Annotated in this window: 12 protein-coding genes; all 12 read left to right on the top strand. The window is 35.0% G+C overall.

The genetic code is table 11. From position 1 onward, the window contains the following. Positions 1–1,032, top strand: a 1,032-nt coding sequence (locus PAN06_RS09015; RefSeq protein WP_269796124.1) for a sugar transferase, incomplete at its 5' end; no start/stop codon positions are given. Positions 1,033–1,036: 4 nt separating this feature from the next. Further along, positions 1,037–1,822, top strand: coding sequence for a LicD family protein (locus PAN06_RS09010; protein WP_269796123.1), 786 nt, complete (start codon positions 1,037–1,039; stop codon positions 1,820–1,822). Between the two features lie 19 nt (positions 1,823–1,841). Beyond that, entirely contained in the window at positions 1,842–2,564 is a 723-nt protein-coding gene (locus tag PAN06_RS09005; protein WP_124787599.1) for a WecB/TagA/CpsF family glycosyltransferase, read from the top strand. Continuing rightward, entirely contained in the window at positions 2,539–3,624 is a 1,086-nt protein-coding gene (locus tag PAN06_RS09000; protein WP_269796122.1) for a glycosyltransferase family 4 protein, read from the top strand. Before PAN06_RS09005 ends, PAN06_RS09000 begins: the two co-directional genes overlap by 26 nt. Beyond that, on the top strand, positions 3,621–4,715 hold the full coding sequence (gene wecB, locus PAN06_RS08995; protein WP_120718983.1) for a UDP-N-acetylglucosamine 2-epimerase (non-hydrolyzing): 1,095 nt from the start codon (positions 3,621–3,623) through the stop codon (positions 4,713–4,715). Before PAN06_RS09000 ends, wecB begins: the two co-directional genes overlap by 4 nt. Further along, positions 4,715–5,680 (top strand): glycosyltransferase family 2 protein, encoded by a 966-nt coding sequence (locus tag PAN06_RS08990; RefSeq protein ID WP_269796121.1) that lies wholly within the window; start codon positions 4,715–4,717, stop codon positions 5,678–5,680. The genes wecB and PAN06_RS08990 overlap by 1 nt, the downstream gene beginning before the upstream one ends. A gap of 23 nt (positions 5,681–5,703) precedes the next feature. Beyond that, positions 5,704–6,849, top strand: a complete 1,146-nt coding sequence (locus tag PAN06_RS08985; protein WP_269796120.1) for a polymerase — start codon at positions 5,704–5,706, stop codon at positions 6,847–6,849. 151 nt (positions 6,850–7,000) lie between these two features. Next, the gene (locus PAN06_RS08980) at positions 7,001–8,416 is read left to right on the top strand and encodes an oligosaccharide flippase family protein (RefSeq protein WP_269796119.1); all 1,416 of its coding nucleotides are present in this window, start codon (positions 7,001–7,003) and stop codon (positions 8,414–8,416) included. A gap of 11 nt (positions 8,417–8,427) precedes the next feature. Beyond that, entirely contained in the window at positions 8,428–9,525 is a 1,098-nt protein-coding gene (glf, locus tag PAN06_RS08975) for a UDP-galactopyranose mutase (RefSeq protein WP_120718981.1), read from the top strand. A 24-nt stretch (positions 9,526–9,549) separates the two neighbouring features. Beyond that, complete coding sequence (locus PAN06_RS08970) at positions 9,550–10,602, top strand: galactofuranosyltransferase (protein WP_269796118.1); 1,053 nt, start codon at positions 9,550–9,552, stop codon at positions 10,600–10,602. A 198-nt stretch (positions 10,603–10,800) separates the two neighbouring features. Continuing rightward, positions 10,801–12,780 carry a peptide ABC transporter substrate-binding protein gene (locus PAN06_RS08965; protein WP_269796117.1) on the top strand — a complete coding sequence of 660 codons (1,980 nt, stop codon included), beginning with the start codon at positions 10,801–10,803 and terminating at the stop codon, positions 12,778–12,780. Positions 12,781–13,078: 298 nt separating this feature from the next. Further along, positions 13,079–15,329, top strand: a 2,251-nt coding sequence (locus tag PAN06_RS08960; protein ID WP_269796116.1) for a trypsin-like peptidase domain-containing protein, incomplete at its 3' end; no start/stop codon positions are given.

Below are 15,329 nucleotides of genomic sequence, written 5' to 3'. Positions count from 1 at the left end.
GTTAATATTTGTATCAAGTATTATTCGAAACGGATATTTCCTAATTTGAAATGGAGTAAAAAACTATTCTTGATTACAGCAACATCTAGAGTTGAGAAAGTGATGGATAAATTACTTGATGCTGGTGATTTCTTTGGAGAACTGGTGGCAGTTAGTGTATTAGATAAACCTAATTTCCAACATGATACTATTACAGTCGTACCAGTCGAAGATATTTTAAATTTTGCAACTCACGAAGTTGTGGACGAAGTGTTTATCAATCTTCCTAGTGAAGAATATGATATTGGTGAATTTATTTCTCGTTTTGAAACGATGGGAATTGATGTAACGGTTAATCTAAATGCTTTTGACCATAATCTAGGGCGTGACAAGAAAATCCGTGGGATGGCTGGTCTAAATGTCATTACTTTTTCAACGAAATTTTATAAGAATAGTCATGTCATTGCTAAACGTGTTATAGATATTATTGGTTCTATTTTTGGTTTAATGATTTGTGGCATAGTCAGTATAGTTCTAGTGCCAGCTATTCGAAAAGATGGTGGACCTGCTATTTTTGCCCAGACTCGCATAGGAAAAAACGGCCGACATTTTACTTTTTATAAATTTAGATCAATGTGTATTGATGCTGAGGATAAAAAGAGAGAATTGTTGGAGAAAAATACCATGCAGGGTGGTATGTTTAAGATGGACAATGATCCTCGCATTACAAAAATTGGTCGCTTTATCCGAAAAACTAGCTTGGATGAACTTCCTCAGTTTTGGAATGTTCTGAAAGGAGATATGAGCCTAGTGGGAACAAGACCGCCAACAGTTGATGAATATGAGACATACACACCTGAACAAAAACGTCGATTGAGTTTTAAACCGGGTATCACTGGACTTTGGCAAGTTAGTGGTAGAAGTGAGATTAAGAATTTTGATGAAGTTGTTAAATTAGATGTAGCTTATATAGACGATTGGACAATTTGGAAAGACATTGAAATTTTACTAAAAACTATTAAAGTTGTACTTATGAGAGATGGAGCGAAGTGATTTTATGAATAAAGTGAGGGAAATTCAACTAGGAGAATTATCTTTATTGAAAAGTTTTATTGCTATTTGTAGTAAACATAACTTAAGATATTATGCTTTGGGAGGAACATTGCTAGGAGCAATTCGTCATAAAGGATTTATTCCCTGGGATGATGATATGGATTTAGGAATGCCTCGAAAAGATTATGAAAAATTTTTGTCTATTTGTAAAAAAGAACTTCCAGAACATGTTGTTTTGAGACTTCACGATGATAATTTAGGTAATACCTCTATTATGGATACATCTTTACAAATTCCATTTGGAGATGAACTTTGCAGTCCCTTCATAGATATTTTTCCTTTGGATGGTTATCCAGATGAGAGTTTCCATTACTTTCTACATACAAATAGAATCAAGTTCTATCGAGCACTTTCTAAAATTTCTGTAATCGATCGTCTACATGACAGAGATCGGGGAAGTTTTGAAAATGCTATTGTGAGTATATCAAAAGTTTTGAAATTAAATAAACTTCTAAAAACAGCCACTATTAACAACAAATTACAAAATCTAATTAAACAATATGATTTTGAAACTAGTTCCATAGTTGGTAATGTATTAGGTTCCTATAGAGAACGTGAACTTGCTAGAAAAGAAGTATTCGGTGAACCACAATTACTAGAGTTTGAGAACTTAGAAATAAGTTGCCATGCAAACCCAGATGAATATTTAACAAAAATATATGGTGATTACATGAAGTTACCAAAAGAAGCCGAGCGTAAGGGTCATTTTGAGTCTACATGGGGAGATTAATTTGAATAGTTTTAATTTAATGGGGGTCAGAATTGACCCTTTAACAATGGATGAAACAGTACAAGCGGTTGAGAAATTTGTAATTGAACAACGTCCTCTTCATTTAATGGGCGTAAACGCTGATAAAATTAACCAATGTCAATCAGATGAAGCTATTAAGAAGATAGTTAACGAGTCTGAGATTATCAATGCAGATGGTGCATCAGTAGTTCTAGCTTCTCGATTTTTGGGCTACCAAGTTCCAGAACGAGTTGCTGGAATTGATTTAATGCAAAGATTATTAAAATTAGCCGATGAAAAATCTTATTCAGTGTATTTCTTTGGTGCTAAAGAAGAAGTTTTGCAAGATATGTTACAAAATTTCAAAGAAGAGTATCCAAATCTACGAGTTGTTGGACATCGTAATGGTTATTTTTCTGAGGAAGATGAGCAAGATATTCAGGAAGATATTCGTGAAAAGAATCCCGACTTTGTATTTGTTGGAATTACTTCACCTAAAAAAGAATACATCATCCAAAAATTTATGGATAATGGGGTGAATTCTATTTTTATGGGTGTAGGTGGTAGTTTTGATGTATTGTCTGGTCACATTCAGCGTGCCCCACTTTGGATGCAGAAATCAAACTTGGAGTGGTTGTTCCGAGTTGCTAATGAACCAAAGCGTCTCTTTAAACGATACTTTGTAGGGAATGTTACCTTTATTAAGCGAGTTTTAGATGAGAAACGAAAAACGAAAAAATAATATTTTACATATTTCACGAACGATGGATATTGGTGGTGCGGAGAGAATCGTGTACCAGTTGAGTTCTGATTTGAAAGATGAGTTTGATAGTGTACATGTTGCTTCTACAGGAGGCCTTTGGGAACCAAAATTAGAGGCTCAAGGAATTACCCATCATAAAATTCACGATATAGACAGCAAAAATCCCCTTACTGTGTTGAAGTTGCTTCTTACTATTTATCAAATTATTAAGACAAATGAGATTACTCTGGTTCATACGCATCATCGAATGGCAGCTTTTTATATTCGTTTGTTAAAACTGATTAATCCCAAGCTAGTCCACGTTTACACTGCTCATAATGTCTTTAAAGATAAGTTGGCTTTATATAAATTTTCACTTAAAAATGCCTATAGTATTGCAGTGGGTCAAGCAGTTAATCAAAATTTGAAAGATGATGTGGGAGTTGCAGACAGCACTGTTATCTATAACGGAGTGATCTTGAAACAGTCAAATAGACAAGTTGACGAGATTATGAAGTTTGATGGAATCAAGCTAGGCTGTATTGCAAGATTATCTGAACAAAAAGGTTTGACCTATTTGATTGATGCTATTTCTTTGATTTCAGATGAAAACCTTCGTTTATTTATCGTTGGTGATGGAGAGCTTAGAGCCGAATTAGAAAACAAGGTTAAAGAACTAAATCTGGAAGATAAAGTATCTTTTTTAGGGTATAGACAGGATATAGTGGAATGCATTAATAGTTTTGATTTCCTAGTGTCTTCGTCATTATTTGAGGGCTTGGCTCTAAATGTTATTGAAGCATTTATGAATGGAAAAGCCATGGTTGCGACAGATATTCCTGGCATTAATGAAATTGTTACAAAAGAAAATGGGATCTTAGTTCCTGCTAAAGATGCTAGGGCCTTAGCTTCTGCTATTGAGAGTCTGGCGACTGACTCAATTCTTAGAACTAGGTTAGCTCATCAAGCTAAAAAAGATTATGAAGAGAAGTTTAGTTATCCTTTATTTTTAGAGAATTATCGTAAATTTTATCAAAAACTAATGGGAGATTCAAAATGAAAAAAGTAATGTTAGTTTTTGGGACGCGTCCAGAAGCAATAAAAATGTGTCCCTTAGTGAATGAACTGAAGAAAAATGATTCAATCAAAACACTTGTGTGTGTAACTGGTCAACATAAAGAAATGTTAGAGCAGGTTTTAGATGTCTTTAAAGTTGTTCCTGATTATGATTTAGGAATTATGAAGGCAAATCAAACACTATTTACAATCACGACAAGTATTTTAGATAAAATTCAAGCTGTTTTAGAGCAGGAAAAGCCAGATATTGTTCTTGTTCATGGGGATACTACAACCACTTTTGCGACAGCTTTAGCTGCATTTTACATGGGAATTAAAGTTGGACATGTAGAGGCAGGATTGAGAACTTATAATCTTCAAAGCCCATTTCCTGAAGAATTCAATCGTCAGACTACTTCAATTATTTCGGATTTCAATTTTGCTCCGACAGAAGTGGCTAAAGAGAATCTTCTAAAAGAGGGAAGAGAGAATATCTATGTTACTGGGAATACTGTTATAGACGCCTTGAAGACAACTGTTCAAGAGCATTATGACCATCCTATTTTAGAGTGGGCTAAGGACAGTAAACTCATCATGTTGACAGCTCATAGACGTGAAAATCTTGGTCAACCCATGGAAAATATGTTTAACGCAGTTAATCGTATCCTGAATGAATTTGAAGATGTTAAAGTCGTATATCCTATTCATAAGAATCCTAAGGTTCGTGAGCTAGCAAGTAAGGTGTTTGGCGACAATGAACGTATGAAAATCATTGAACCTCTAGAAGTCATTGATTTCCATAATTTTATGAATCAAAGCTACATGATTTTAACAGATTCTGGTGGTGTACAAGAAGAAGCACCTTCTTTAGGTAAACCAGTATTGGTAATGCGTGATACAACAGAACGTCCAGAGGGAATTGCTGCAGGAACCTTGAAATTGGTAGGAACAGAAGAAGAAAATATTTATACTAATTTCAAACTGCTTCTAGAAGATGAAACAGAGTACAGCAAGATGAGTAAAGCAAGTAATCCATATGGAGATGGAAAAGCTTGTGAGCGTATTGTTGATATCATTTTGGAAGGATTATCATAATGGATCAGATTTCTATTGTTGTACCAGTGTACAATGTTGAGAACTGTTTGAGTTATTGTGTAGAAAGTCTAAGACAACAAACATATAAAAATATTGAAATAATCCTAGTAGATGATGGTTCGACGGATAGTTCTGGAGAAATTTGTGACCAATATGCTCGAGAAGATGACAGAATAAAAGTTCTGCATATTGAAAATGGGGGATTGTCCAATGCTCGCAACACTGGGGTAAAAGAATCTTCAACAGATTGGATTGTTTTCATTGATTCAGACGATTATTATGACCATAGAGCCATTGAATATTTAGTAGAACTTAGAGATAAGTATAGAGTTGATCTTGTAGCAACTCCAGTGATTGAAGTTAGAGACTATGAAAATAGTGATTTTCTAGGAGATTTCAGAGAGAAATATTCTGGAAAATTAGATCGTCGAACAGCTTTAGAACAAATGTTTTATGGAAATTATGTTGGGACACATTCAGGTGGTAAACTATATAAGAAGGAAATCTTATTAAGGTTTCCATATCCTAATGGGATGTTGTATGAAGATTTAGCTCTTGCTTATGAGCATATTGCTTCCTGTGAAAATATTGCTGTTAGTGATCTAACTCTTTATAAATACTATCGAAGACCAGGAAGTATTGTAAATTCTAAATATAGTGATCGTCTCTTAGATTTTTACAAGGCAATGGAATGGAATAGAAGTTATGTTGAACGAGACTATTCAGGTGATAGGGATATGAGAAGAGCCTTGAATGTTCGCTATGTTTTTAATGGTCTGCATATTGTACATGCTATGCTTAGTTCAGATATGTATGCTGAAGTTAATAAAATTAGAAAAGAATACATTCAATATTTCAAAGATGTTATTCCGAATTCAAATGTTACAAGGAAAAATAAATTGAAATATATATTGTTTCTCGTATCTGCAAAATTGTATAACACTATTCGAAATAAGATTGGATAATTTAAACAAACTTAGGTAAAAATATGAAAATAAAAATAAAATTATCAGAGTTATTATATTTTTCAGCTTTCTTTATTTGGTTGCTTTTTAATTTTATAGCTCAAACAAACTTAGTCTATAAATACCCTGAAATTTATCGTTTTCGAATAGTTGCTATGATAGTGTCTATTGTCATACTTCTGTTTAAACTACTATTAGAGAGACACTCGAGTAAGTTTCTGATATTCTTCTTTTCAGCTTTCTGCTTGGCTATCATTATTGGAATTTCAACACATAAACTTTTTGATGCTCTCACAATAATTTCAACAATCCTATTTATTATTTCTATAAACAATGTGAATTTTAGAAAAGTTTTGATTCTCTGGACAGTTTCGATTGTTTTCTTAATGATTTCTATATATGGTCTATTAAAGTTTGGCATTATTGAAAATACGCTGAGGGTTCAATTAGGAGGGCGATTCCGTTTTAGCCAAGGATACCAATATGTTACTCTCGGTGCTAATTATTTATTTCATCTGACTCTAGTCTATCTATATTTGAGAAAAAGTAAAATCAGATTATTAGAAATTCTAATGCTTGGAATACTGAATTATTATTTTTACGTTAATACTGATACGAAATCAGCTTTCTTTCTTTCAATTCTAGCATTAGTATTGGTGTACATATTCAAAAATAAAGTAGTTAGTCAAAAAATCCTGAATGCCATTGGTAAAATTACGTTGACTGCAGGGATTCTTATTCCTATCATTTTGACTTATTTTTATAACGCAAACAGTAAATTATTTCAAATTTTAAACGTAGCTTTGACAGGAAGACTAAGTTTAGGACATAAGACATTATCTTTATATGGCGTACATATGTTTGGTCAAAGAATTGATTGGGAATTGCAACAAAGGGCTACGTCTGTTTTTGATAATTATTTATACGTTGATTCATCTTTTGTAAATATTTTGTTGCATTATGGAGTGATTCTACTAGTTGTTATTTGGTATAGTTTCTATCAACTAAATAAAAGAGGACACTTTAATACAGTTGAGATGCTTGTTTTTATTGTATTGATACTTCACTCCATGTTTGATCCACAATTTTTTGAATTAATGTACAATCCATTATTATTATTGATGGGTATTTCTTGGAGCAAGTATAGGTATAATTATCAAGATGTTTAAAGTTCTTGAGTTATATGTATCCTTAGTTCTAATTAGAGGCTAGTTAAGTTATTTATGTGTCAAAAAAGTTTAATATATTTCACATAATCATTTTTGGACAGATAAATTTTTGCCGTTTATAATAGTAGTTAAGTGAGGAATATGCCCCCCTATGAAGGTTCTTAAAAATTATGCATACAATCTTTCATATCAATTATTAATAATAATTTTGCCTATTATTACTACACCTTATGTCACTAGGGTTTTTAGTTCGGATGAGTTGGGAACTTATAGTTACTTCAACTCAATTGTTACTTATTTCCTTCTATTGGCTACCCTAGGGGTAGCCAATTATGGTACAAAGGAGATTTCAGGTAATCGTAATACTATTCGTAAGAATTTTTGGGGTATTTATACTTTACAATTGGGAGCGACTCTGTTTTCTTCTTGTATATATGTACTGCTTTGTCAATTTTTACCAGTAATGAAAAATCCAGTGGCATATATATTAGGCTTAAGCTTAATTTCAAAAGGATTAGATATTTCTTGGTTATTTCAAGGATTAGAAGATTTTAAGAGAATTACAGTAAGAAATATCACGGTCAGATTAGTTGGTGTTATTTCTATCTTTTCATTTATAAAATCATCTGAAGATCTCTATTTATATATTTTTTTGATTACGATTTTCGAGTTATTAGGACAATTAAGTATGTGGTTACCAGCAAGAGAGTTTATTGGAAAACCGCACTTTGATTGGTTGTATGCTAAACAACATTTGAAACCTGTTATCTTATTATTTTTACCACAGGTTGCTATATCGCTTTATGTGACTCTAGATAGTACTATGCTTGGTTCTTTAGCCTCAATAAGAGATGTAGGAATTTATGATCAATCTCTGAAACTTGTCAAAATATTATTAACATTGGTAACTTCATTAGGAAGTGTCATGTTGCCTCGAGTTTCAAATCTTTTATCTTCAGGGGATCATAAAGCAGTTAACAAAATGCATGAGATGTCATTTCTGATTTATAATTTGGTAATTTTCCCCATTATGGCAGGAATGCTAATTGTAAATGATGATTTTGTTACCTTTTTCCTCGGGCAAGATTTTCAAGAGGCACGTTATGCGATAGCAATTATGATTTTTAGAATGTTCTTTATTGGTTGGACCAATATTATGGGGATTCAAATTTTGATACCTCATAGTAAAAATAAAGAATTTATGCTGTCAACAACAATTCCTGCTATTGTTAGTGTGGGCTTAAATCTTCTCTTGCTTCCAAAGCTGGGCTATATAGGTGCGGCAATTGTATCTGTTTTAACAGAGGTACTAGTATGGCTGATACAGTTATTCTATACTCGTTCTTATTTGAGAGAGGTGCCCATTCTAGGTTCATTGATCAAAATTATAATCTCATCTGGAGTTATGTATGGTATCCTACTATTTATAAAACAATTCCTAAATGTATCACCAATGATTAATGTGGGGCTATATGCTGTGCTAGGAGCAATAATTTATGCCGGCTTGATTTTAATCTTGAAGGTCATAAATCCAAATGAGTTAAAACAACAACTATTAAAAAAATAAAGGAGTGTATTATGTACGATTATCTAATCGTTGGCGCTGGTCTATCTGGAGCAATTTTTGCTTATGAAGCAACCAAGCGTGGAAAAAAAGTAAAAGTTATTGATAAACGTGACCACATTGGTGGAAATATCTACTGTGAGAATGTTGAAGGAGTCAATGTTCATAAATATGGTGCTCATATCTTCCATACTTCTAACAAGAAAGTCTGGGATTATGTTAATCAATTTGCTGAATTTAACAACTATATCAACTCGCCTGTAGCTAATTACAAGGGGAGCCTTTATAATCTACCTTTCAATATGAATACTTTCTATGCTATGTGGGGGACAAAAACTCCTCAAGAAGTGAAAAATAAGATTGCTGAGCAAACGGCTCATATGAAGGATGTTGAACCTAAAAACTTGGAAGAACAGGCTATCAAGTTGATCGGTCCAGATATTTATGAAAAGTTGATTAAAGGATACACTGAAAAGCAATGGGGACGTTCTGCGACTGACCTTCCACCGTTTATCATCAAACGTTTACCAGTTCGTTTGACTTTTGATAACAACTACTTCAATGACCGTTACCAAGGTATTCCAATCGGTGGCTATAATGTCATTATCGAAAATATGCTGAAAGATGTTGAAGTAGAACTTGGAGTTGACTTTTTTGCCAATCGTCAGGAATTAGAAGCTTCTGCTGAAAAAGTTGTCTTTACAGGGATGATTGACCAATACTTTGACTATAAACATGGTGAGTTAGAATACCGTAGTCTTCGTTTTGAGCATGAAGTTCTAGATGAGGAAAATTATCAAGGAAATGCCGTTGTTAATTATACAGAACGAGAAATTCCTTATACTCGCATTATTGAGCATAAACATTTTGAGTACGGAACACAAGATAAAACGGTTATTACTCGTGAATACCCAGCTGATTGGAAACGTGGAGATGAACCTTATTATCCAATCAATGATGAGAGAAACAATGCTATGTTTGCTAAATATCAAGAAGAAGCAGCACAGAATGATAAGGTAATTTTCTGTGGACGTTTGGCTGATTATAAATACTACGACATGCATGTGGTCATTGAACGTGCTTTAAATGTTGTAGAGGAAGAGTTTAAATGAGATAACGAAGGATAAAGTTGATCGATGAAATATTATCTAAAAGAAGAATTTCTGAAGGATTCTGGTGCACGAAATGCGGGGAATAAGGCTCGAAACGATGTTGAAGAAATAGTAGTTCGTGAGGGCTATAGTCCTTTGTTATTGATGGTAGATGATTGGTATCAAATGGGGACTATTAGAGCCCAACGACATAAGGCCAAAGCCCTATCCAAAGCTATATCTAAGTTGAAGGAAGGGGACCAGCTACTGATTCAATTTCCTATGCTTCATCATAGTTTCTTTACGACTCATTTAGTCAAAAGAATGCAACGTAAAGGAGTGAAGGTTCACTTTATTATCCATGATTTAGAAGTTTTGCGCTATGCCAATTTGGATACAGTACCCTTGAAGCATAAAATTCGTGTTCATCTTCAAGAGTCAAGTCTTTTGAAACAAGCTGATGGTCTTATTGCTCATAATCCAGTTATGAAATCAGTGCTTGTTGATAAGGGGATTTCTGAGAAGAAAATAATTAGTTTAGGCATTTTTGACTATCTGATCCCGAGTTATCAGGACAAAGAAGATTTATCGAAGGAAGGGGGTATTATTGTAGCTGGAAATTTGGCCCAAGAAAAAGCAGGTTACTTATATGAGTTGCCTGCAAGACCGGCATATAACCTTTATGGTGTTGGTTTTGATGAGGCTAGAAAGCTATCAAATGAAACCTATTTTGGTTCATTTCTTCCAGATGAACTACCATCAGCATTAGAAGGAAGCTTTGGTTTAGTTTGGGATGGTGATAGTTCTAAAACTTGTAGCGGCGTGTTTGGTGAGTATTTGAGATACAATAATTCCCACAAGGCCTCCCTTTATTTGGCTTCTGGTTTTCCTATTATTGTCTGGGGGCAATCTGCTTTGGCTAATTTCGTCTTAGAAAAAGAGTGTGGAATTAGTGTTGAGAGTTTACTTGACTTGGAAGAAGTATTGGACAATTTGTCTCAAGAAGAGTATCAGGATTTGGTCAAAAATGCTAAGGCCGTAGGTCAAAAAATTCGCGAGGGTTCTTATCTTCTTTCCGCATTGCAAGCCTTAAATTAATGAATCTAAAAATGACTTAAATAGATGGATGAGGGAGTTACTGGATTCCCTCTTTTCTTATGGTTAAAGAGAGATTAAAAAATGAAATAAGATTCGATAGTTGTCAGAAAATAACAACTAAAAATGAAAATTCAGAAAAATATATTGACAATAGATTGCGAAGGGTCTATAATGGATAGAAAAACAAAGGAGAATACTATGAAAACAAGGAAAGTATTGGCTCTTGCGGGAGTCACTTTATTAGCAGCTGGTGTCTTAGCGGCTTGTTCTGGTGGTTCAGCTACTAAAGGTGAGCAGACTTTTGCATTTACCTACGAGACAGACCCAGATAATCTCAACTACTTAACAACAGGTAAGGCAGCGACTGCTGATATTACTAGTAATGTAATTGATGGATTGCTTGAAAATGATAAATACGGGAACCTTATTCCCTCAATGGCAGAGGACTGGTCAGTTTCTAAAGATGGCTTGACTTATACTTATAAGATTCGTCAGGATGCCAAGTGGTACACTTCTGAAGGAGAGGAGTATGCTCCTGTTAAGGCTCAGGACTTTGTGACAGGTCTTAAATATGCAACAGATAAGAAATCAGAAGCCCTATACTTGGTACAGGATTCAATCAAAGGACTGGATGCTTATGCTAAAGGGGAAAATAAAGATTTCTCTCAAGTTGGGATTAAAGCTCTTGACGATCAAACAGTCCAATACACTTTGAACAAACCTGAAAGTTTTTGGAATTCTAAAACAACAATGGGTGTCTTAGCACCAGTTAATGAAGAGTTTTTGAACTCAAAAGGGGATGATTTTGGCAAAGCAACAGATCCAAGTAGTATCTTGTATAATGGTCCTTATTTGTTGAAATCCATTGTAACCAAATCTACTGTTGAATTTGCGAAAAATCCTAACTACTGGGATAAAGACAATGTCCATATTGACAAAGTTAAATTGTCATTCTGGGACGGTCAAGATACTAGTAAACCTGCAGAAAACTTTAAAGATGGTAGCCTTTCAGCAGCTCGTCTCTATCCAACAAGTGCAAGTTTCGCAGAGCTTGAGAAAGAGATGAAGGACAACATTGTCTATACGCAACAGGACTCTACGACTTATGTAGTAGGAACAAACATCGACCGTCAGTCCTATAAATATACTTCTAAGACTAGTGAAGAACAAAAGACTTCAACTAAAAAGGCTTTGTTAAATAAAGATTTCCGTCAGGCAATTGCCTTTGGATTTGACCGTACAGCCTATGCTTCTCAGCTAAATGGACAAACTGGAGCAAGCAAAATCTTACGTAATATCTTTGTTCCACCAACATTTGTTCAAGCAGATGGGAAAAACTTTGGAGATATGGTCAAAGAAAAATTGGTGACTTATGGGGATGAATGGAAGGATGTGAACCTTTCTGATGCTCAAGATGGTCTTTACAATCCAGAAAAAGCCAAGGCTGAATTTGCCAAAGCCAAATCAGCTCTACAAGCTGAGGGAGTACAATTCCCAATTCACCTAGATATGCCTGTTGACCAAACAGCAACTACAAAAGTTCAACGTGTCCAATCTATGAAACAATCTTTGGAATCAACTTTAGGAACTGATAATGTGGTTATTGATATCCAACAATTACAAAAGGATGAAGTGCTTAATGTAACTTTATTTGCACAAACTGCTGCCGGTGAGGATTGGGATCTTTCTGATAACGTTGGATGGGGACCAGACTTCTCAGATCCATCAACTTATCTTGACATCATCAAGCCTTCTGTAGGGGAAAATACGAGAACTTACCTAGGATTTGATTCAGGAAAAGACAATGAGGCGGCTAAGAAGGTTGGTCTCAATGATTATGATAAAATGGTCAATGAAGCAGGGGAAGAAACTACAGATGTTACAAAACGTTATGAAAAATATGCTGCTGCCCAAGCTTGGTTGACAGATAGTGCTTTGATCATACCAACAACTTCTAAAACTGGTCGTCCAATCTTGTCTAAGATGGTACCATTTACTTTACCTTTCTCTTTCTCAGGTAACAAGGGGACAAGCGATCCGCTTCGATACAAATACCTTGAACTTCAAGACAAGGCAGTTACTGCAGATGAATACCAAAAAGCTCAAGATAAATGGATGAAAGAAAAAGAAGAATCCAATAAAAAAGCGCAAGAAGACCTTGCAAAACATGTAAAATAAATTTTAATCATCTATAGAAATCGATTGATAAAGGATTTGGCATTCGATAGGAATGCTAAATCCTTTTTATTATGTGACAATTTTCCCCTTAATCTCAGAGTATGGTTTTGTCAGAATTAAGAAAAAAAATTAGCAATTTTCCTAGCTTTTCTATTGCTTTATCTATTAAAAATTGTTATATTAAAAGTGTAATTATTTTTTATAAACGTTAAGCATTGCACTTTTCAGATAGAAAGGAGTATTTTTCGAGCAAGAAATGTAAACGCTTACGAAGATTGATGAAAGGAATCAGGAGTTAATGGATAAACGATTTTTTGAAAAACGATGTACATACAGTATTCGTAAATTTGCACTAGGTGCTGCTTCAGTTATGATTGGGGCTAGTTTTTTTGCTACTGCTCCAGTATTGGCTAACACACCAACAGTTGGCTCAACAGATAATTTACCAAGTGAGCTAGCAGATTTGGATAAAAAAGCGAGCGATAATGGGCGGGAGTTCGATAAAGAAGCTGCAGCAGCAAATCCAGGTTCTGCTGAAACAACGGATGGACCAAAAACTGAAGAAGAGTTACTAGCTCTTGAAAAGGAAAACAAAGAAACTACTGACAAGTTGCCGAAAGAATTAGAAGGTAAAGTTGAAAAAGCTACTGATAATGGTAAAGAGGTAAATAAAGACCAATTAGCGCAAGATACTGGTAGTCTAGTTCCTGAAGATGTTGCCAAAACAAAAAATGGAGAATTGAACTATGGCGCTACTGTTAAGATTAAGACTCCATCAGGAGAAGGTAGTGGTATTGTCATTGGTAAGGATCTTGTTTTGACTGTTTCTCATAACTTTATCAAGGATCAACAAGATGGAAATATCCGTAAGGTTGTGGATAATGATAAAGGGGATGGTGATATTTTTAGTATATCCTACCCTGGTTTAGATGATGTAAAATTTAGCAAGAAAGATGTGATTCACTGGGATAGAGATGGCTATCTAAAGGGCTATAAGAACGATTTGGCTCTTGTGAGATTGCGTACAGTTCTTGAAAATGCTCCTGTAGAAGTCACAGAAAAGCCAGTTGTTAAGAAAGTTGGGGATAAAGTCAATATGTTTGGCTATCCTGCTGGCAAGTTGGCGCCAGTTATTAACACTGCTGTGGATTTTGCTGAATCTTATGGTGAAGGTGTTCAAGGAGTTGGTTATCAAGGTGGGCAACCAGGTGCTAGCGGTGGCGGTATCTTTGACACGGATGGTAAATTGATTGGGGTTCACCAAAATGGTGTGGTCGGTGTCCGTAGTGGAGGAATTCTTTTCTCTCCAGCCCAATTAAAATGGATCCAAGATCATATTAAGGGGATTTCTAGTGCAAAACCTGCTGATTTAGAGGAAACTGAAAAACCAGTTGAAGAAAAGCCAAAAGAAGATAAGCCGAAAGAAGAAAAACCAGTTGAAAACAAACCAGCTGAGAATAAACCAGCTGAAGCAGCAACGGGAGAAACTAGCGGCGCTACTGCCGAAGTGAAAAAAGAGTGGGACTCAGTAAGCCGTGTGAAAGGGAATGTTGAAGTCGTTGAAGAAGGCGGAGTACGCTACAACAAATTAACTTCAACAACAGCTAACGACAATGGAGCAAACGAAGCTTTATTTGAAAAAGCTGGATTACAGGCGGATGCGGAAGGAAATGTAAGCGTTGACTTAACGTTCAAGGCAAACACCCCTCCAGCTGAAACACGCTTTGGGGTATATCTAAAATATAAAGATAATGACAACAACATCTTTGTTGGGTATGACAAGGGCGGATGGTTCTGGCAATACAAAGGACCAAATGTAAACACTTGGTATAGTAAGACTCGTGTAGAAGCACCAAATGTAGGTGAAGAAAACCACCTATCTATCGTTTACAAAAAAGACGGTCAATTAAATGCTACAAATAATGGACAAAATTTATTTAGCACAGAAGTCGTTCCAGAAGTTGTCAAGAACGCTTTAGCTGATGTGAATAAAGTTTACCTCAAAGCTGGTACTTACGGTACAGAATTATCTTCTGTATCGATCAAAGCGGATAACCAAGATAACATCAAACCTGAAGAAGAAACTCCAGCTGTGGATGATGGGTTGCGTCGCAATGACCAAGATGTTCACTATGAAACTTTACAGTCAGAACAATTAAAAGCGATTATCGACACAGCGTTTCCACGTGTTAAAGAATATGAATTAGATGGAAAAACGTTAACAGGTCAAGTTCAAAAATTAGATAAAATGTCAATCAACGGTGTATTAGTCACTCCAGAAGTTCAATACCGTAAGATTGATGACACTACTGCAGAATATGTAATGAAAGTAAGAAACGATGATGAATTCATCAACGCTGAAATCACTGTAAAATTACAATTAGTCGGCAACGAAATGCACTTCGATGTGACAAAAGTAGTGAACAAAAACAATGTCGAAATGGGTAAACCAGTCGACAATGTACGAAAATTAATCCAAACTATTGAATTCCCAGGAAACACACTTGTTTCTGTTGGTTCTAACAAACAAGGTGCAAAATTCGACGGAG

This window comes from Streptococcus sp. SM3, assembly GCF_027497875.1.
Note: the sequence above shows the minus strand (reverse complement) of the source record. Positions and strands in the feature narration are given on the sequence as shown.

Coding starts and splice junctions, on each gene's coding strand:
- PAN06_RS08970 (WP_269796118.1), top strand. CDS start 9,550: ATGAAATATTATCTAAAAGAAGAATTTCTGAAGGATTCTGGTGCACGA.
- PAN06_RS09005 (WP_124787599.1), top strand. CDS start 1,842: ATGGGGGTCAGAATTGACCCTTTAACAATGGATGAAACAGTACAAGCG.
- PAN06_RS08980 (WP_269796119.1), top strand. CDS start 7,001: ATGAAGGTTCTTAAAAATTATGCATACAATCTTTCATATCAATTATTA.
- PAN06_RS09010 (WP_269796123.1), top strand. CDS start 1,037: ATGAATAAAGTGAGGGAAATTCAACTAGGAGAATTATCTTTATTGAAA.
- glf (WP_120718981.1), top strand. CDS start 8,428: ATGTACGATTATCTAATCGTTGGCGCTGGTCTATCTGGAGCAATTTTT.
- PAN06_RS08965 (WP_269796117.1), top strand. CDS start 10,801: ATGAAAACAAGGAAAGTATTGGCTCTTGCGGGAGTCACTTTATTAGCA.
- PAN06_RS08985 (WP_269796120.1), top strand. CDS start 5,704: ATGAAAATAAAAATAAAATTATCAGAGTTATTATATTTTTCAGCTTTC.
- wecB (WP_120718983.1), top strand. CDS start 3,621: ATGAAAAAAGTAATGTTAGTTTTTGGGACGCGTCCAGAAGCAATAAAA.
- PAN06_RS09000 (WP_269796122.1), top strand. CDS start 2,539: ATGAGAAACGAAAAACGAAAAAATAATATTTTACATATTTCACGAACG.
- PAN06_RS08990 (WP_269796121.1), top strand. CDS start 4,715: ATGGATCAGATTTCTATTGTTGTACCAGTGTACAATGTTGAGAACTGT.